The organism is Amycolatopsis sp. NPDC045836 (assembly GCF_056431745.1).
On the sequence record NZ_JBWKKF010000030.1, the window covers coordinates 50,790 to 67,821 of the forward strand.

The 17,032-nt window shown below is 71.7% G+C and carries 19 protein-coding genes; 8 read left to right on the top strand and 11 right to left on the bottom strand.

The features are described 5' to 3' along the window. Positions 1 to 4: 4 nt before the first annotated feature. The 6 genes from AC07EG_RS36265 to AC07EG_RS36290 form a co-directional block, all read right to left on the bottom strand. Positions 5 to 1,309 (bottom strand): nucleobase:cation symporter-2 family protein, encoded by a 1,305-nt coding sequence (locus AC07EG_RS36265; RefSeq protein WP_478257787.1) that lies wholly within the window; start codon positions 1,307 to 1,309, stop codon positions 5 to 7. Beyond that, positions 1,306 to 2,178 carry a factor-independent urate hydroxylase gene (gene pucL / locus AC07EG_RS36270; protein WP_478257788.1) on the bottom strand — a complete coding sequence of 291 codons (873 nt, stop codon included), beginning with the start codon at positions 2,176 to 2,178 and terminating at the stop codon, positions 1,306 to 1,308. The genes AC07EG_RS36265 and pucL overlap by 4 nt, the downstream gene beginning before the upstream one ends. A 3-nt stretch (positions 2,179 to 2,181) precedes the next feature. Beyond that, positions 2,182 to 2,496 (bottom strand): hydroxyisourate hydrolase, encoded by a 315-nt coding sequence (uraH, locus tag AC07EG_RS36275; protein ID WP_478257789.1) that lies wholly within the window; start codon positions 2,494 to 2,496, stop codon positions 2,182 to 2,184. Beyond that, positions 2,493 to 2,984 carry a 2-oxo-4-hydroxy-4-carboxy-5-ureidoimidazoline decarboxylase gene (gene uraD, locus AC07EG_RS36280; RefSeq protein ID WP_478257790.1) on the bottom strand — a complete coding sequence of 164 codons (492 nt, stop codon included), beginning with the start codon at positions 2,982 to 2,984 and terminating at the stop codon, positions 2,493 to 2,495. Before uraD ends, uraH begins: the two co-directional genes overlap by 4 nt. Before the next feature lie 61 nt (positions 2,985 to 3,045). Beyond that, a complete protein-coding gene (locus AC07EG_RS36285) occupies positions 3,046 to 3,429 on the bottom strand; it encodes a helix-turn-helix domain-containing protein (protein WP_478257791.1) in 384 nt (127 codons plus the stop codon). Beyond that, positions 3,430 to 3,675: a hypothetical protein gene (locus tag AC07EG_RS36290; RefSeq protein WP_478257792.1), complete on the bottom strand. Its 246-nt coding sequence runs from the start codon at positions 3,673 to 3,675 to the stop codon at positions 3,430 to 3,432. It lies immediately after the preceding gene. Positions 3,676 to 3,774: 99 nt separating this feature from the next. Between AC07EG_RS36290 and allB the strand changes: the two genes are divergently transcribed. Further along, positions 3,775 to 5,097 carry an allantoinase AllB gene (gene allB / locus AC07EG_RS36295; RefSeq protein WP_478257793.1) on the top strand — a complete coding sequence of 441 codons (1,323 nt, stop codon included), beginning with the start codon at positions 3,775 to 3,777 and terminating at the stop codon, positions 5,095 to 5,097. A 12-nt stretch (positions 5,098 to 5,109) separates the two neighbouring features. Beyond that, entirely contained in the window at positions 5,110 to 6,108 is a 999-nt protein-coding gene (alc, locus tag AC07EG_RS36300) for an allantoicase (protein ID WP_478257819.1), read from the top strand. A gap of 8 nt (positions 6,109 to 6,116) precedes the next feature. Here alc and AC07EG_RS36305 read toward each other — a convergent pair. From AC07EG_RS36305 to AC07EG_RS36315, 3 genes are all read right to left on the bottom strand, one after another. After that, positions 6,117 to 7,024, bottom strand: a protein-coding gene (locus AC07EG_RS36305; protein WP_478257794.1) for an IS5 family transposase whose coding sequence is annotated in 2 segments (ribosomal slippage) — positions 6,117 to 6,641 and positions 6,644 to 7,024 — 906 coding nt in all. Because the reading frame shifts where the segments join, the coding sequence is not laid out codon by codon here. Between the two features lie 108 nt (positions 7,025 to 7,132). Beyond that, a complete protein-coding gene (locus tag AC07EG_RS36310; RefSeq protein ID WP_478257795.1) occupies positions 7,133 to 7,609 on the bottom strand; it encodes a CoA-binding protein in 477 nt (158 codons plus the stop codon). Beyond that, positions 7,606 to 8,895: an O-acetylhomoserine aminocarboxypropyltransferase/cysteine synthase family protein gene (locus AC07EG_RS36315; protein ID WP_478257796.1), complete on the bottom strand. Its 1,290-nt coding sequence runs from the start codon at positions 8,893 to 8,895 to the stop codon at positions 7,606 to 7,608. Before AC07EG_RS36315 ends, AC07EG_RS36310 begins: the two co-directional genes overlap by 4 nt. Before the next feature lie 61 nt (positions 8,896 to 8,956). Here AC07EG_RS36315 and AC07EG_RS36320 point away from each other — a divergent pair, with 61 nt between their 5' ends. Continuing rightward, positions 8,957 to 9,841, top strand: a complete 885-nt coding sequence (locus AC07EG_RS36320) for an aldo/keto reductase (RefSeq protein WP_478257797.1) — start codon at positions 8,957 to 8,959, stop codon at positions 9,839 to 9,841. A 2-nt stretch (positions 9,842 to 9,843) separates the two neighbouring features. On the opposite strand, the gene AC07EG_RS36325 is transcribed toward AC07EG_RS36320, so the two are convergent. After that, a complete protein-coding gene (locus AC07EG_RS36325; RefSeq protein ID WP_478257798.1) occupies positions 9,844 to 10,455 on the bottom strand; it encodes a (2Fe-2S)-binding protein in 612 nt (203 codons plus the stop codon). Then, positions 10,452 to 11,273: a putative RNA methyltransferase gene (locus AC07EG_RS36330; protein ID WP_478257799.1), complete on the bottom strand. Its 822-nt coding sequence runs from the start codon at positions 11,271 to 11,273 to the stop codon at positions 10,452 to 10,454. Before AC07EG_RS36330 ends, AC07EG_RS36325 begins: the two co-directional genes overlap by 4 nt. Before the next feature lie 309 nt (positions 11,274 to 11,582). Here AC07EG_RS36330 and AC07EG_RS36335 point away from each other — a divergent pair, with 309 nt between their 5' ends. From AC07EG_RS36335 to ku, 5 genes are all read left to right on the top strand, one after another. Next, complete coding sequence (locus tag AC07EG_RS36335; protein WP_478257800.1) at positions 11,583 to 12,914, top strand: ammonium transporter; 1,332 nt, start codon at positions 11,583 to 11,585, stop codon at positions 12,912 to 12,914. Beyond that, positions 12,911 to 13,249 (top strand): P-II family nitrogen regulator, encoded by a 339-nt coding sequence (locus AC07EG_RS36340; protein WP_478257801.1) that lies wholly within the window; start codon positions 12,911 to 12,913, stop codon positions 13,247 to 13,249. Before AC07EG_RS36335 ends, AC07EG_RS36340 begins: the two co-directional genes overlap by 4 nt. A 5-nt stretch (positions 13,250 to 13,254) precedes the next feature. Next, positions 13,255 to 15,573: a [protein-PII] uridylyltransferase gene (locus tag AC07EG_RS36345; RefSeq protein ID WP_478257802.1), complete on the top strand. Its 2,319-nt coding sequence runs from the start codon at positions 13,255 to 13,257 to the stop codon at positions 15,571 to 15,573. 89 nt (positions 15,574 to 15,662) lie between these two features. Further along, positions 15,663 to 15,983: a hypothetical protein gene (locus AC07EG_RS36350; RefSeq protein ID WP_478257803.1), complete on the top strand. Its 321-nt coding sequence runs from the start codon at positions 15,663 to 15,665 to the stop codon at positions 15,981 to 15,983. 38 nt (positions 15,984 to 16,021) lie between these two features. Continuing rightward, positions 16,022 to 16,894: a non-homologous end joining protein Ku gene (gene ku / locus AC07EG_RS36355; protein WP_478257804.1), complete on the top strand. Its 873-nt coding sequence runs from the start codon at positions 16,022 to 16,024 to the stop codon at positions 16,892 to 16,894. Positions 16,895 to 17,032: the final 138 nt, after the last annotated feature.

Below are 17,032 nucleotides of genomic sequence, written 5' to 3' on the forward strand. Positions count from 1 at the left end.
ACCGCTAGAGCGATCTATCCAGAACCCGTTCCCGCCCGCAGAACACCAGGTTCAGCAGCACCGCGGCCACGCACCCGGCGCTGATGCCCGAGTCCAGCACCGTGCGCACCGCCGCCGGGAAGTGCTCGTAGAACCCCGGCGCGGCGATCGGGACCAGCCCGATGCCCAGCGCCGCGGCCACCACCGCGATGTGCGCCGGCCGCTCGAACGACGCCTTCGACAGCGTCCGGATCCCGCTCACCGCCACGCTGCCGAACAGCACCAGCCCGGCCCCGCCGAGCACCGGCTGCGGCACCAGCGCCACGATGCCGCCCGCGATCGGGAACACCCCGAGCAGCACCAGCACCGCGCCACCCGCCGCGACCACGTAGCGGCTGTACATCCTGGTCAGCGCCACCAGCCCGACGTTCTGCGCGAACGCCGTCGCGGCGAACCCGCCGAAGACGGTGCTCACCGCGGTGGCGAAACCGTCGGCACGCAGGCCGTCGGCGATCGTGCGCGGGGTGGACGGCCGGTCGACGATCTCCCCGAGCGCCAGCATGTCCGCCGTGCTCTCCACCATGATCACGACCATCACGATGGCCATCGACACCACCGCCGCGACGTCGAAGACGGGGGTGCCGAAGTGGAACGGGCCGGCGACGCCGAACGCCGGTGCCTCCCGCAGCGTCGCGGTGTCCACCGCGCCGAGCGGCCAGGCCAGCAGCGTGCCGGCGACCAAGCCCAGCAGCAACGCGATCCGGCTGAAGAAACCCGGCAGGAACCGGGTGAACGCCAGCACCGCGAGCAGGGTGAACCCGGCGAGCAGCACTCCGGTCGGGGTGGCCGCGGCCTGCTGGTTCGCGATCCAGCCCACCGCGACCGGCAGCAGCGAGACCCCGATCAGCGTGATCACCGTGCCGGTGACCAGCGGCGGGAAGAACCGCGTGAGCCGCGAGAAGAACGGCGCGGCGAGCACCATCAGCGCGCCGCCGATCAGGGTGGCGCCGTAGACCACGCCGAGCGCGTCCTCCCCGCCGTGCTGCTTGACGATCGCCAGCACCGGCGCGACGGTGGCGAAGGTCACGCCGTTGACCAGCGGCAACCGCGCGCCGAACCGCCAGAAGCCGAGCGTCTGCAACAGCGTGGCCAGCCCGGCGGTGAACAGGCTGGCGCTGATCAGCAGGCTCAGCTCACCCGGGCTCAGCCCGACGGCCGCGCCGATGATCAACGGCGGTGCGACCACACCGGCGTACATCGCCGCGACGTGCTGCACACCGCCCAAGAGCAACTGCCCCTTGGCCGGAACGGCGTCCACGGGGTGAGTCATTCGACGTCCACCTCGGCGACTTCCCCGGACCGCAGCACCGTGCCCTCGATCAGCCCGTACGGGCGGTCCGCGGCGAAGAAGACCTCGTTCTCGTTGGTCAACCCGAACGGGCTCAGGTCGACCGTGAAGTGGTGCTTGTTCGGCAGCGAGAGCCGGATCTCGGCGATCTCGTCGCGGGCCAGCAGCGCCGCCTCGCCCATCGCGTAGAGCGTCTGCTGCAGGGACAGGCTGTGCTTGGTGGCGAAGGTTTCGAGCAGGGCGCGGCGGATCTCGCCGAAGGAGGCGGCCCAGTCACCGGAGGCGGCGCGGTGGCGCCAGCGGGCGGTGACCGCGGTCGCCAGGACGCGGTCGTCGGTTTCGGGCAGCGTGGTGTACCGGTCGCGGGGGAAACCGTGGAACTCCGAGCCGGTGGTCTTCAGCACGGTCAACCCGGTCAGCCCGGAGAGCACCCGGACGCGGCCGCCGTCGAAGGTGACCTCGGTGGTCCGGCGTTCCTCGCCGGACCGGCTGAAGGAGTGGTCGTGGGGTGCACCGTCGACCGCGATGCGTTGCCAGCCGTGTTCTTCGATGCGGATGCGGGCCCCGGTGATGTGGCTGAACTCGCCGGTGAAGTGCCTGCCGAGGCGCAGCGCGAAGTCCTCGATCTCGCCGACCGGCTGCTGCTTGGCGAAGGCGTGGACGGTGTTCTTCTGCGTGTCGGTGGCCACCACGTCGGAGTTGTCACCGGTGAGGTGGGTGCGTTCGAGCCGCCCCCGCAGCGCGGTGGACACGGTGAGGTCCCGGAGGTGGTGCACCGGCCCCGACCGCTGCACGGTGACCATCCGGATCTCGGCTTTCCCGTACTGGTTCGGCCCCAGGTGGACGCCCACGGCTCAGCTCCCCCGGTAGGTCGAGTAGGCGAACGGGCTGAGCAGCAGCGGCACGTGGTGGTGCGCTTCCGGGTCGGTGATCCGGAAGGTCACCGACACCTCCGGGAAGAAGGCATCCGGGCCGAGGTGGGCGCCGGTGTCGAAGGTCAGCCGGTAGACCCCGGCGGGCAGGGTTTCCGGGCCGAGGTCGCGGATCCGGCCGTCGTCGTCGGTCCGTCCCCTCGCGACGACCTTGCCGCCGCCCTCCAGCGACACCTCGATCCCGGCGGCCGGGCGGCCGGTGGCGGTGTCGAGTACGTGGGTGGTCACCAGGCTCATGCGACGGCCCTTCCCAAGCGCAGTACGGCGATCTTGCTCAGTTCGCGACCGGCGACGGCGAGCTCCTCCGCCGGGTCGTTGTCCATTCTGGACTTCAGGTCGGCGAGCAGCTCGGCGCCGCCGCGCCCGCTCGCGCAGACCAGGTACACCCAGCCGAAGCGGTCCTCGTAGGCGGCGTTCGCGGCCTGGAACTCCGCCGCCGCCGAATCGTCCACCCCGGACTGTTCCGAACGGGACCAGTCGGCCGATTTTCCTTGCCCATCCGGCTTTTCGCCGATCCTCGGGTGGTCCGCGATGGCCAGGCGGATCTCCTCGGTGGTGAGCGGACCGGCGGCTTCCGCCGCGGTGCCCAGCAGGGTTTCGCGGTCGGCGTACGGTCGCGCGGCCAGCACGGCGTCGGCCCAGCGCGGCACGGCGAGGCAGGTCAGCAGCAGTGCTCGTGCTTCGGTGGTGGTGGCTTCGTTGAACCCGGCCAGATCGACAGTCACGGGCGGCTCCCGGGTCGGGGCGTGGTGGTTGGGAGACGGTACGTCGAGCGTCACACGGCCGTCAACAACTTGTTGAATCGCCGTCGGGCTGCTCGCGGTTCAGGTAGTTGTAGACGGTGAACCGGGTGACGCCGAGGGCTCCGGCGACGGTGGCCACCGCCTTCCGCACGGTGAAAGCACCACGTTCGTCCAGCAACCGCACGGCCCGCTGCTTCCCGGCCCGGTCCAGCCGGTGCAGTTCGGCGCCGAGTTCGGCCTCCACCTCGTGCACCAGCCGCTCCAGCGCCCCGGTCAGCTCGGCACCGGGCAGCCGGACCGCGCCGACGAGCTCGCCCTCCCAGTGCAGCGGCACGTCCTCCGGCCGCCGGTCGGCGGGTGCGACCACGGTGCCGTCGATGCGGTCCAGCAGCGGGGCGATCGCGGTGACCAGCGGGTGCTCGCGCATCTAGCCGTCCCTGGTGTCACGCAGTTGCAGGGTCAGCCGGGTGGCCCCGCCGGTCAGCGCGGCGCGGGCGATCTTGGGCAGGGCGGCGAGCACGGCTTCGGCCTCGCCGCGCACGGCGGTGCCGAGCGGCCCGAAGTCGGTCTCCAGCCCGGCGGCCAGTGCCGCCTGCCTGGCCAGTTCGGCGTGTTCGGGTGGCGGGCCCTCGCCGTGGAAGGGCTCCGTGGTGAATTCCGCTTCCAGCTCCACCTCGCGAACGGTAACCCGTTCCCGCCGGATTTTGTAGGTTCCTACATTGACCCGCCGTGCTGTTCGTACGGAAGGTACCGGGCGGAAGGGAGCGGCGAAGTGGACTTGGTTCTCCGAGCACCTAGGGTGCTCACGGCCGACGGGGAGGTGCCGCGGGCGGTCGGGGTGACCGGGGGCCGGATCACCGCGATCGAGCCGCTGGACGCCGGGCTCTCCGCCGGCCGGGTGATCGACCTGGACGGCGACGTGGTGCTGCTGCCCGGTCTGGTGGACAGCCACGTGCACGTCAACGATCCCGGCCGCAGCGACTGGGAGGGCTTCGAGACGGCCACCGCCGCCGCGGCGGCCGGCGGGGTCACCACGATCGTCGACATGCCGCTGAACAGCCTGCCGCCCACGGTCGACGTGCCCGCGCTCGAGGTCAAGCGGAAGGCGGCCGAGGGCCGGGTGCACGTCGACGTCGGGTTCTGGGGCGGCGCGATCCCCGGCAAGCTGGACCAGCTGCCCGCGTTGCACGGGGCCGGGGTGTTCGGCTTCAAGTGCTTCCTGCTGCATTCGGGGGTCGACGAGTTCCCGCCGTTGGACGCCGCCGGACTCGCCGACGGCCTGCGCACCGTCCACGACATCGACGCGATGATGATCGTGCACGCCGAGGATGCCGAGGAGATCGAGCGGGCCCCGGAGGTGACCGGCGGGCACTACGCCGACTTCCTGCGGTCGCGTCCGCGTGGGGCGGAGAACCTGGCGATCGCGCACGTGCTCGACGAGGCCCGCCGGACCGGGGCGCGGGTGCACATCCTGCACCTGTCCTCTTCGGACGCGCTGCCGATGCTCGCCGAAGCCCGCCGCGACGGCGTCCGGGTGACCGTGGAGACCTGCCCGCACTACCTGAGCTTCGTCGCCGAGGAGATCGTCGACGGCGCCACGCAGTTCAAGTGCTGCCCGCCGATCCGCGAGGCGGCGAACCGCGAGCTGCTCTGGCAGGGCCTGGCCGACGGCGTGATCGACTGCGTGGTCAGCGACCACTCACCGTGCACGCCGGAGCTGAAGCGGTTCGACAGCGGCGACTTCGGCGAAGCGTGGGGTGGGATTTCGAGCCTGCAGGTCGGCCTGCCCGCGGTCTGGACGCAGGCGCGGACCCGCGGGTTCTCGCTGGCCGACGTGGTGCGCTGGATGGCGACGCGGCCCGCCGAGCTGACCGGGTTGCGGCACAAGGGCCGCATCGAGGTCGGTGCGGACGCCGACTTCTGCGTGTTCGCCCCGGACGAGGCGTTCGTGGTCGACGTGGCGAAGCTCCGGCACCGCAACCCGGTCAGCGCCTACCACGGGCGGCCGCTGGCCGGCGTGGTGCGCGGCACCTGGCTGCGGGGCCGGGAGATCACCGGGGAGCAGCCGCTCGGCGCGCTGCTCACCCGGCCGTGACCGAGAGGAGAGCTGGTGACCAACCGTCCTGAGTGGACAGCCGAGCCGGATCTGGCGTCCCGCCGCCACGGCGGGGGCGTGGTGTGGGCGAACGACGAGCTGTTCGCCGAACGGGAGAACCTGATCAAGCCGGGGCGCGCGGAGTTCCAGCCGTGGAGCTTCGGGCACAAGGGCCAGGTCTACGACGGCTGGGAGACCCGGCGGCGCCGGGAGGACGGGGCCGACCAGGCCGTGGTGCGGCTCGGCCTGCCGGGCCGGATCACCGGCGTGGTGGTGGACACCGCGTTCTTCACCGGCAACTACCCGCCGTTCGCCTCGGTGGAGGCGGTGGCCGTCGAGGGCTATCCGAGCCCGGCGGAACTGGCGGAGCTGGACTGGGACACCGTCGTGCCGCGCTCCCCGCTGGAGGGCGATTCGGAGAACTTCTTCGAATCGGGGTCCGGGGAGCGCTACACCCACGCGCGCCTGACCATCTACCCCGACGGCGGGGTGGCGCGGTTCCGGGTGCACGGGCGGCCGGTGGCCGATCCGGCGCTGCTGGACCCCGGTTCGCTGGACCTGGCGGCGCTGGAGCACGGCGCCAGGGTGACCGGTTGCAGCAACATGTTCTATTCGTCGCCGAGCAACCTGATCGCGCCGGGGTTCGCCGCGGTGATGGGGGAGGGCTGGGAAACCGCCCGCCGCCGCGACGACGGCAACGACTGGGTTTCGCTCGAACTGGCGGGGGAGGGCGTGCCGCGGCTGGCGGAGCTGGACACCACCCACTTCAAGGGCAACGCTCCCGGCTGGGCGTCGCTGAGCGGTTCACCCGACGGCGAGCAGTGGTTCGAGGTGCTGCCGAAGACCCGGTTGCAGCCGGACACGCGTCACCGCTTCCCCCTGCCGGGCGCCCGCGCGATCTCGCACCTGCGCCTGGACGTCTACCCGGACGGCGGCATGGCCCGCCTGCGCCTGTTCGGCGGGCTCACCGACCAGGGCCGGGACACGCTGGAGAGGCGGTACCGCGGTTAGGCCGTGTTTCACATGTGGCGTAGCCAGATGTTGATGGCGGCGATGTTGACGGTGGCCTGGTAGCGCACAGCGAGCTTGTCGTAGCGAGTGGCGACTGCCCGATGGTGTTTGAGCAAGCTGATTCCGCATTCCACCGCGTGCCGTTGCTTGTATGCCTCTGGGTCGAACGCTGGTGGTCGTCCTCCGGCGGAGCCTCGGGCGCGGCGGTGAGCGGCCTGGTCACGCGGTTGGGCAATGGTCGCCTTGATGCCCCGGCGGCGCAGGTAAGCCCGGTTGGCCCGTGAGCTGTATGCCTTGTCCGCCAGCACCCGGTCTGGGGTGGTACGGGCACGTCCCAGACCACCGCGGGGCACCGAGATCTGGTCGAGTACCGCGGTGAACTGCGGGCTGTCCCCGCACTGTCCGGCGGTTACCAGCAACGACAGTGGTTTGCGGCCCTGCTCGCAGGCCAGGTGGATTTTGGTGGTCCACCCACCCCGGGAACGGCCCAGCCCGTGATCGTGCAGTTCGATGCCCCCAGGCGTGGTGCTGGGTGGTTCGGCTTGCAGGTCCCCCTTTTTGGCGCACCGGCGGCGTGCTGGTGCGCTCGGGCTATTGTGGAATCCACGCTCACATCCCACGTGATCACTCCCGCGGCATCGGCGTGAGTTTGCAGGGCGGTGAGCAGGCGTTGCCAGATCCCGCCGCGTTGCCAGCGGCGGAACAACCCGTACACGGTTTGCCAAGGGCCGTAGTCGGGCGGGATGTCCCGCCAGGGCGCGCCGACGCGCACGCGCCAGCGAATCCCGTCGATGAGCTGGCGTTTACTCCACTTCGGTGGGCGGCCTGGCTTCTTCCCGACAGGCAGTAGGGGTTCCAGCGTCGTCCACTGCGCATCGGTCAGGTCGGCTCGTCCCGGTGCGGTTACGCTGGGCACGAGGTCTCCGGTGGTGCAGGTTTTCTTGGTCGTTAACCCGTCTACCGGAGACCTCGTCTATTCGTTCACTGACACGCCAGCACCACGCCCGGACCTTTGAAACACGGCCTAGCTGAAGTCGGCGCGCCTGGAGCTGATCACACCCGTGTCGAAGCCCGCCAGGTGCAGGCCACCGGCGAAGCGGGCGTGCTCGATCTTCACGCACCGGTTCATCACCACGTCCAGCCCCGCCCCGGCGCCCCGCTCCGCGACCGGTTCGTGCCACAGGCCGAGCTGGAGCCACAGCGTGCGGCCACCGGCCTCGATGACCTCCTCGGCCACCCCGGGGAGGTCGTCGTGCTTCCGGAACACGCTCACCAGGTCGACCTCGGGCACCTCGGCCAGCGACGGGTACACCGGCTGCCCGAGCAACTCGCCGAGCCGCGGGTTCACGAAGTGCACGCGGTACCGGCTCGACGAGAGCAGGTACGAAGCCACGAAGTAGCTGGGACGCGCCGGGTTCGCCGAGGCGCCGACGATCGTCACGGACTCGGTGCGGGTCAGCAGGCGGCGGCGTTCGCGGGCGGTCGGTTCGGTCCAGCTCATGCCCGCACCGCCTGGTCCAGCGCCTGGTCGAGGTCCCACAGGATGTCCTCGGGGTCCTCCAGGCCGACGGACAGCCGGATCAGGTCCGGGCCGACCCCGCCCGCGTGCAACTGCTCGTCCGAGAGCTGCTGGTGCGTGGTCGACGCCGGGTGGATCACCAGCGTGCGGGCGTCACCGACGTTCGCCAGGTGCGAAAGCAGCTCCACCGACTCGACGAACTTCTCACCCGCGGAACGGCCGCCGCGCACCCCGAACGAGAACACCGCGCCGGGCCCGTCTGGCAGGTACTTCCGCGCGCGCTCGTGGTGCGGGTGCGAGGGCAGGCCCGCGTAGTTCACCCAGGCGACCCGGTCGTCGGCTTCGAGGTGCTCGGCGACCTTCCGCGCGTTGGCCACGTGCTCGGTCATCCGCTGCGCCAGCGTCTCGACGCCCTGCAGCAGCAGGAACGCCGAATGCGGGGAGAGCACGGCACCGATGTCCCGCAACTGCTCCACGCGCAGCCGGGTGCAGAAGGCGTACTCGCCGAAGTTCTCCCAGTACTTCAGGCCGCCGTAGCTGTCCACCACCTCGGTCATCCGCGGGAACTTGCCGTTGCCCCAGTCGAACTTCCCCGCCTCGACCACCACCCCGCCGAGCGTGGTGCCGTGGCCGCCGAGGAACTTCGTGGCCGAGTGCAGCACGATGTCCGCGCCGTGCTCGATCGGGCGGCAGAGGAACGGCGTGGCCAGCGTGGCGTCCACCACCAGCGGGAGGTCGTGCGCGTGCGCCAGGTCCGCGAGCCCGCCGAGGTCGGCGATCGCGCCGCTCGGGTTGCCGATCACCTCGGCGTAGAGCAGGCGGGTGCGGTCGGTGATCGCCGCGGCGTAGTCGTCGACCGCGGTGCCGCGGACGAAGGTGGTGTCCACGCCGAACCGCCGCAGCGTGCCGTCGAGCTGGGTGACCGTGCCGCCGTAGAGATCGCTCGCCGCGACGATGTGGTCGCCGGCCTCGGCCAGCGCGGCGAAGGTGAGGAACTCGGCGGCCTGCCCGCTGCTGGTGGCCACCCCGCCGATGCCGCCCTCCAGGCTGGCCAGCCGCTCCTCGAAGGCGGCCACCGTCGGGTTGCCGATCCGGCTGTAGGTGTTGCCGTACTTCTGCAGCGCGAACAGCGACGCGGCGTCGGCGGTGTCCTCGAAGACGAAGCTGGTGGTCTGGTAGATCGGCACCGCGCGGGCGCCGGTGGCGCGGTCGGGCGTGCCGCCGGCGTGCAGGGCGCGGGTGCGGAAGCCCCAGGAGCGCTCGTTCATCGCCCGCGACGGTACTCGGGAACATCATCGGGTAGCCAGTGGTTGGCCTTTCGTGTTCCACATGCCGAATCAGGGAGCGATACACGTGACGAACAGCGCGAAACCGGGTGGCGTCTTCCGCATCGGCGGCGACCTGCCCGTGCACCGGCTGGGCTACGGCGCGATGCAGATCACCGGTGAGGGCGTCTGGGGCGAACCGGCCGACCGCGACGGGGCGCTCGCCGTGCTCCGCCGCACCGTCGAGCTGGGCGTGAACTTCATCGACACGGCGGACTCCTACGGGCCGGACGTCAGCGAGGAACTGATCCGCGAGGCGCTGCACCCGTACCCCGAGGACCTGGTCATCGCGACCAAGGCCGGGCTCACCCGCACCGGGCCCAACCAGTGGATCCCGGTCGGCAGGCCCGCCTACCTGCGCCAGCAGCTCGAACTGAGCCTGCGCAAACTGGGCGTGGAGCGGATCGACCTGTTCCAGCTGCACCGGGTCGATCCCGAGGTGCCGCTGGCCGACCAGGTCGGGGAGCTGAAGCTGCTCCAGCAGGAGGGCAAGATCCGGCACATCGGGCTGTCCGAGGTCGGCGTGGCGCAGCTGGTGGAGGCTTCGCAGATCGCCGAGATCGCCACCGTGCAGAACCTCTACAACCTGGCCGACCGCCACCACGAGGACGTGGTGAACTACGCCACCGAACACGGCATCGGCTTCATCCCGTGGTTCCCGATCGCCACCGGGGAGCTGGCCAAGCCGGGCAGCGTGCTGGAGCAGGCCGCGAAGGACCACGGTTCGTCGCCCGCCCAGCTGGCGCTGGCCTGGCTGCTGCGCCGGTCGCCGGTGGTGCTGCCGATCCCCGGCACGCGCTCGGTGGCGCACCTGGAGGAGAACGTGGCCGCGGCGGAGATCGAACTGACCGACGCCGAGTTCGAGGCGCTCACCGCGCTGGGTTCGTAGGTTCAGCCGTACCCCCGGAGGCGCGCGGCGCGTTCCTCCGGGGTCTGGCGCGGGCAGCTCGCGCACTTGTCGGCGTGCGGGATCTCGTAGATCAGGCAGCACGACGCCCGTTTCACGATGGTGGTCCGGCCGACCCGGGTGAACCGGGGCCGCGGCAGGTTCGGGCCGATCGCCTCGGCGAGCTGCCCGGCCAGTTCGACGGCCTCGGCCGCGTCGCCCGCCCAGAGCAGGCGGTTCGCGATGGAGTCGGTGGCGATGGCCCACAACGCGTTCTCGGTGGCGCCGCAGACCTCGCTGATCGGCGGGATGACGGTGGCGAGCGCGGTGCGCATCGCCTGACCCAGTTCGAGGACACCGCCGTCGAGCACCCGGTCCGATCGCGCGCCGAGGTACCGGCCGTCTGGCTGCACGTTCAGCGTCAGCGCGTCCAGTGACGGGTCGGCGATCTTGCCGGTGAACAGCGATTCCGTGGACGGCGCCACCAGCACCGAGGACGCGGAGTACCAGCGGACGGTGCCCAGCACCCGCGGCCCGGCGGCGCGGCCGTACAGCTGTCCGGCGGTCTTGAGGTCTTCGCGCAACCACTCGGGGTCGGCGAGCACGGTCGCCCTCATCCGAACACCGACACGGTGAAGGAGGCGGTCACGGCCACGGGATCGGTGAACTCGGCCAGGCGTTCGGCGCGGCCGTCCCGGTGCAGGTGGTGCGCGGCCGGTCCCATGCCGACGACCTGCCGCACCGCCGCGGGCTCCAGCTCGATGCGGTAGCTGATCTCTTCGCGGTGTCCGAGGGTGAAGTGCCCGGCGAGCGAGCTGTCCAGCCGCTGCTCCTTGTCCTCCCCGATGCCGAGCACGGCTTCCCCCAGCTCGGCGAGGTGCCCCGGATTGGGCGACGCGACGACCAGCGCGCCACCCGGCCGCAGCACCCGGCGGAACTCGGGGGCGTTGCGGGGCGCGAAGACGTTGAGCACCACGCCGGCGGCCGCGTCGGCCACCGGCCACGGCTCCCACAGGTTCCACACCGCCGCGCCGATGTCCGGGTGCGCCTTCGCGGCTCGTCTCAGGGCGAACGCGGAGACGTCCAGCGCGAGCCCGTGTGCGTTCGGGGGCAGCGCCCGCGCGAGGTAGTACCCGGTGCCCGCCCCCGCGTCGACGACCAGTTCCGGGTCGAAGCGGGCCACCTGCGCGGCGATGGCGTCGGCCAGCGGCCGGTAGTGCCCGGCGGCCAGGAACTCCACCCGGGCGGCGACCATCTCGGCGGTGTCGGCGGTGCCCGCGGGGATCTTGGCGTGCAACAGGTTCACATAACCCTGCTTCGCCAGGTCGAAGGAGTGGCCGCGCTCGCAGCGCACCGCCCGCCCGCCGGGGCTCAGCGGTCCGCCGCACACCGAGCACCGCAGGACGCGGGTGACCGGCTCGGGCAACTGCTGCACACCCCCATTCGACCACGCGGGCGATGATCATCGGACGGGGGATCACCCACCACGGGCACCCGTCCCCGGGATTCGCTTGGCTGAACGCCGTTGCTGCCTTCGGCCCACCCGGTCTGACCTGCCCCGGGAACGCGTCATAACGATCCCGTTTCGGGAACGGACACCAACGGCCGAGTGGGGGGAAACGTACCCGTAACAAAGCCCGCACCCGGGTTCACCGCGCCGAAACGTCCTCGGACCCCCCGTGCAACAAGGCTTTCCCATGATTTGCCGCAATTGCGAATCGGTGAATCTTCTCGAGGAGGAAGCGTGGAAGGGAATACGGCCTGGCTGCTCACCAGTGCCGCCCTGGTGCTGCTCATGGTTCCAGGGCTGGCGTTCTTCTACGGGGGGATGGTCCGTTCCAAGAGCGTGCTGAACATGCTCATGATGAGCTTCGGCTCGCTGGGCGTGGTCGGTGTGCTGTGGGTGGTCTTCGGTTATTCGGCCACCTTCGGCGACGACGTCGGCGCCGGTCTGCTCGGTGATCCGTTCGAGGCGCTCGGCCTCAGCGGCCTGATGGGCGCGGAAACCCTGTCCAACACGGGTTTCGCGGCGTTCCAGGCGATGTTCGCCATCCTCACCGTGGCGCTGATCTCCGGCGCGGTGGCCGACCGGGTGCGCTTCGGCACCTGGCTGCTGTTCGCCGGGCTGTGGGCCACCATCGTCTACTTCCCGGTGGCGCACTGGGTGTTCGCCTTCGACGCCACCGACGACGTGACCGGCGAGACCACCAAGACCGGCGGCTGGATCGCGAACGACCTCGGCGCGCTCGACTTCGCCGGTGGCACCGCGGTGCACATCAACGCCGGTGCCGCGGCGCTGGCGCTGGTGCTGGTCGTCGGCAAGCGGGTCGGCTGGCCCAAGGAGCCGATGAAGCCGCACAACCTGCCGTTCGTCATGCTCGGCGCCGGCCTGCTGTGGTTCGGCTGGTTCGGCTTCAACGCCGGTTCCGCGCTGGCCGCCAACAACATCGCCGGTGTCGCCTTCGTCAACACGCTCACCGCGACCTCCGCCGCGCTGCTCGGCTGGCTGCTCATCGAGCGCATCCGCGACGGCCACGCCACCAGCCTCGGCGCCGCCTCCGGGGTGGTGGCCGGGCTGGTCGCGATCACCCCGGCCTGCGCCTTCGTCGACACCTGGGGCGCGCTGGCCATCGGCGCCATCGCCGGCATCCTCTGCGCGCTGGCGGTCAGCCTCAAGTACCGCTTCGGCTTCGACGACTCGCTCGACGTGGTCGGTGTGCACCTGGTCGGCGGCCTGGCGGGCACCCTGCTGATCGGCTTCTTCGGCACCGTCGGGGTGAACGAGGGCAGCAAGGACGGCCTGTTCTACGGCGGCGGCCTGGAACTGCTCGGCACGCAGGCGGTCGGCGCGTTCTCGGTGCTCGGCTACTCGTTCGTGGTCACCGCGGTGCTCGGCCTGCTGATCAAGGTCACCCTCGGGTTCCGGCTCCCGAAGGACGAAGAGGTCGTCGGCATCGACGAGGCGGAGCACGCGGAGACGGCGTACGAGTTCGGCGGCAGCCGGGGCGGGCGTGCCGCGACCAGCAGTTCCGGGGTGGCCGGTTCGGCCAAGAAGCTCGAGGGGAGCAAGGCATGAAGCTCATCACCGCGATCGTCAAGCCGTTCACGCTCGACGACATCCGCGCGGCACTGGAGCAGCTCGGGGTGCTCGGCATGACGGTGAGCGAGGTCCAGGGCTACGGCAGGCAGAAGGGCCACACCGAGGTCTACCGCGGTGCCGAGTACGCGGTCGACTTCGTGGCCAAGATCCGGGTCGAGGTGGTCACCGACGACGCCAACGTGGAGAAGGTGATCGCCGCCATCGTCGACGCCGCGCACACCGGCAAGATCGGCGACGGCAAGGTCTGGGTGACCGCGGTCGAGACGGTGGTCCGGGTGCGGACCGGTGAACGCGGGACGGACGCGCTGTAGGGACCGTGGAAGCCGGGGAGCTGGTTGACGCAGCGAAGAAGCTGCTGGAGGGCCGCCACGGGCGGCTGGGCGCGGCGGCCCTCCGAGCGGCTTTGGTGGACCTCTACGAGTTCTGGCTGAGCAGGGCCGCGACGGCGGCCGGGGTGGGCACCGCGGAACCGGGTGTCGCGCTGGTCGCCGTCGGCGGGCTCGGCCGCCGGGAACTGGTGCCGTTCTCGGATCTGGACCTGGTGCTGGTGCACAACGGGAACACGCGCGTCGGCGACATCGCCGACGCGCTCTGGTACCCGTTGTGGGACGCGCGGATCGGCCTCGACCACTCCGTGCGCACCCCGGGGGAGGCGCTGAAGGTGGCGGCGGAGGACCTCCGCACCGCGGTGGGCCTGCTGGACGCCCGCCACCTCGCCGGGGACCCCGAACTGACCGCGCGCCTGGCCGCCGCCGCGCGGGACAACTGGCGGCGGACGGCCCGCAAGCGCTTGGTGGAGCTGGCTTCCTCGGCGCGGCAGCGGTGGAAGCTCAGCGGCGAGCTCGCCCAGTCGGCGGCGCCCGACCTCAAGCACGGCCGGGGCGGCCTGCGTGACATCGGGCTGCTCGACGCCTTCGCCGCGGCCCAGCTGGCCGACCGTCCCGGCGAGGAACTGCTGGCCGCCAAGGGACTCCTGCTCGACGTCCGCACCGAGTTGCGGCGCGAACTCCGCCGCGACCGGGACGTGCTGAGCCCGCCCGACGCCGAAGCGGTCGCCGCGGAACTCGGTTTCGGCGACCGGTTCACCTTGGCGCGCAAGCTTTCCGGTGCCGGGCGCGCGGTCAGCTACGCGGTGGACACCGTGTTCCGCTCGGTCGAAGCGGTTCCGAAGGCGCGGTTCGGCAGGCGGCCGTCACGCACCCCGCTGGACGACGGCGTGGTGTTGCACGGCAACGAGGTCGCCCTGGCCAGGGACGCCGTTCCGGCCCGCGACCCGGCCCTGCTGCTGCGGGTGGCGGCGGCGTCCGCGCGCACCGGGCGGCCGATCGCGCTGGGCACCCTGCGCACGCTGGCCGATTCCGCCCCGGAACTGCGGGCCCCGTGGCCCGCCGGGGCCAGGGACGCGCTGACCGAACTGCTCGGCGCGGGTGAAGGGCTGCTGGACGCCGTCGAAGCGCTCGACCGGACCGGGCTGTGGGCGCGGTTGTTCCCCGAATGGGGGGCGGTCCGCGACCTGCCGCCCCGCGAACCCGTGCACTCGTGGACGGTGGACCGCCACCTGGTGCAGGCGTGCGTCGAAGCGGCCAAGCTGACCACCACGGTGTCCCGCCCCGACCTGCTCCTGCTGGGCGCGCTGCTGCACGACATCGGCAAGGGGCGCACCGCGGACCACTCCGAGCTGGGCGCCAAGATCGCCGCGCAGGTGGCCGCCCGGATCGGCTTGCCCGAGGTGGACGTCGGAACGGCGGCCGCGATGGTCCGCCACCACCTGCTGCTGCCCGACACCGCCACCCGCCGCGACATCAGCGAGCCCGCCACCGTGCGGCGGGTGCTCAAGACCCTGGACCACAGCCCGTTGCTGGTGGACCTGCTGCAGGCGCTGGCGAAGGCCGACGCGCTGGCCACCGGCCCCGGGGTGTGGACCGAGTGGAAGTCCGGGCTGATCGCCGAACTCGCCGGGCGCTGCCGGGAAGCCCTGCTGGGCAAGGTGCTCGGCGCCCCGGAACCGCTGGACGCCGCGCAACGCGAACTGGTGGCGGAGGCCACCGTCTCCGGGTATCCGCAGGTGCGGATTTCGTCGGAGGGCAACGTGGCCACCGTGGTGCTCGCCGCGCCCACCCGGTCGGAGCTGCTGGCACCGGCGGCCGGGGTGCTCGCGCTGCACTCCCTGGAGGTGCACACGGCGGTGCTGCACGGGCACGACGGCGGGCGGGTCGGCGTGTTCACCGCGTCGCCGAAGTTCGGCTCGCTGCCCGACGCCGCGCTGTTGCGGGAGCAGTTCGCCCGAGCGCTGGGCGGTGCGCTGCCGCTGACGCAGAAGCTCGCCGCGAAGGAACGCGATTACGACTACGCGAAAGCCACCGCCGACACCACCGGTCCCAAGGTGCTCTGGTTCGACGACGAGACCAGCGGGGCCACCACGGTGGTGCTCGAACTGCGCGCCACCGACCGGATCGGCCTGCTCTACCACGTGGCGGGCGCGTTGCGGCGGTGCGAGGCGGAGGTGCGCTGGGCCAAGGTCGCCACGCTCGGCGCGGCCGTGGTCGACTCGTTCGCCATCGCCCCCCGCCACGGCAGGCTCGACACCGAGTGGCGCGACCGGATCGAGCGGGAGGTGCTCGCGGCCGCGAGCTGAACGGCCTCGTTCGGGGTGTCGCGCGAGCCGCTCGCGGGGACGGTGGCAGGATGGCGGCGCCGTCAGTTCCCGGTGAGAGGTGGTGCGGGGTGCACGAGCCGGTTCTTCCAGGCACGATCGTGGCCGCGCACCTGGAGGCGTGTGCGGCCGAACTGGCCGGGTCGGCCGAAGTGGGCACCGCGGGAGAACTCGCCGACGTGCTGGAGCACCTGGCCGCCGGCCAGCGCCAGCTCTCGCTCGCACTGGCCCGGCTGGCCGGGGTGGTCCGCGGCAGCCAGGTCGACGGCGCGCTGACCGAGGTGCTCGAAGCCGCCGCCACCGCCGCCGGGTATTCGGCCGACGCGATCGCGGAGAGTGAGCCCGTGCTCGGCGCACTGCTGCAAACAGCCGACGAGGACACCCGTTTGTAGCTGGTGAGGGCCGCTTTCGCCGGATTACGCTCGAACACATGCGCGCGGTCTGGAAGGGCACGATCGGTTTCGGCGCGTACGCCATCCCGGTGAAGGCGTACAGCGCGACCACCGACCGCGCCTCCGGCCTGACCCAGGTGCACGTCACCGACGGCGGCCGCGTCCAGCACCGCCGGTTCTGCGAGGCCGACGGCGCCGAGGTGCCGCCCGGCGAGGTCGGCAAGGGCTTCACCCTGCCCGGCGGGGACGTGGTGGTGCTCTCCGACGAGGACCTGGCGTCGCTGCCGCTGGCCACCGCGCACTCCATCGACGTGCTCTCGTTCGTGCCGATGGAGCAGGTCGATCCGGTCTACTTCGCCCGCAGCTACTACCTGGAACCGGAGATCGCGGGCACCAAGGCGTACGTGCTGCTCAGCGAGGCCATGCAGCAGACGGGCCGGGTGATGGTGGTCAAGGTGGCGCTGCGCCAGCGCGAGACGCTCGCCGTGATCCGCGTGCGCGACCAGCTCCTGCTGCTGGAGACCATGCTCTGGCCGGACGAGGTGCGTGCCCCCGACTTCCCGTTCCAGCACGAGGACGTCGACGTGCACGTGTCCGAGGTGCGGCTGGCCGCCCGGCTGATCGACCGGCTGGCGGGCGACTTCGAGCCGGAGAACTACGTCGACGAGTACCAGTCCGCGCTGAACGAGCTGATCACCGCGAAGGCCGAGGGCGGCGAGGTCGCCCGCCCGGCCGCCGCCGTGCAGAACGCCGGGGTCACCGCGTTGCTGGCCGCGCTGCAGACGGGTGCCGAACTGCACGAGGGCGGCAGCCCCGGTGCACGGGCCCGCGGGGCCGCGGAGAAGGCGGCCGAAGCCGCCGCGGCGGCCAGGCGCGCGGCGGGCCGGAAGACCGAGCCGATCACCGAATGAGTAGTTGTACCTGCCCGGAAATGGGGGTTTGCCCGCTGCCGTGACCGGCCGGGACCCGGGAGGCTTCACTCCAGCGCGGGGCCCGGAAATCGCCCGGTACTGGGGGTCGGACGAAGGCCGGTGGCCGTCCGCGCGACG

Bases quoted from the DNA above. Each gene is read 5' to 3' on its own strand.
- AC07EG_RS36310 (WP_478257795.1), bottom strand. From the start codon at position 7,609: ATGAGCTGGACCGAACCGACCGCCCGCGAACGCCGCCGCCTGCTGACC.
- ku (WP_478257804.1), top strand. From the start codon at position 16,022: ATGCGCGCGGTCTGGAAGGGCACGATCGGTTTCGGCGCGTACGCCATC.
- AC07EG_RS36320 (WP_478257797.1), top strand. From the start codon at position 8,957: ATGCCGAATCAGGGAGCGATACACGTGACGAACAGCGCGAAACCGGGT.
- AC07EG_RS36265 (WP_478257787.1), bottom strand. From the start codon at position 1,309: ATGACTCACCCCGTGGACGCCGTTCCGGCCAAGGGGCAGTTGCTCTTG.
- AC07EG_RS36340 (WP_478257801.1), top strand. From the start codon at position 12,911: ATGAAGCTCATCACCGCGATCGTCAAGCCGTTCACGCTCGACGACATC.
- uraH (WP_478257789.1), bottom strand. From the start codon at position 2,496: ATGAGCCTGGTGACCACCCACGTACTCGACACCGCCACCGGCCGCCCG.
- AC07EG_RS36285 (WP_478257791.1), bottom strand. From the start codon at position 3,429: ATGCGCGAGCACCCGCTGGTCACCGCGATCGCCCCGCTGCTGGACCGC.
- AC07EG_RS36315 (WP_478257796.1), bottom strand. From the start codon at position 8,895: ATGAACGAGCGCTCCTGGGGCTTCCGCACCCGCGCCCTGCACGCCGGC.
- AC07EG_RS36325 (WP_478257798.1), bottom strand. From the start codon at position 10,455: ATGAGGGCGACCGTGCTCGCCGACCCCGAGTGGTTGCGCGAAGACCTC.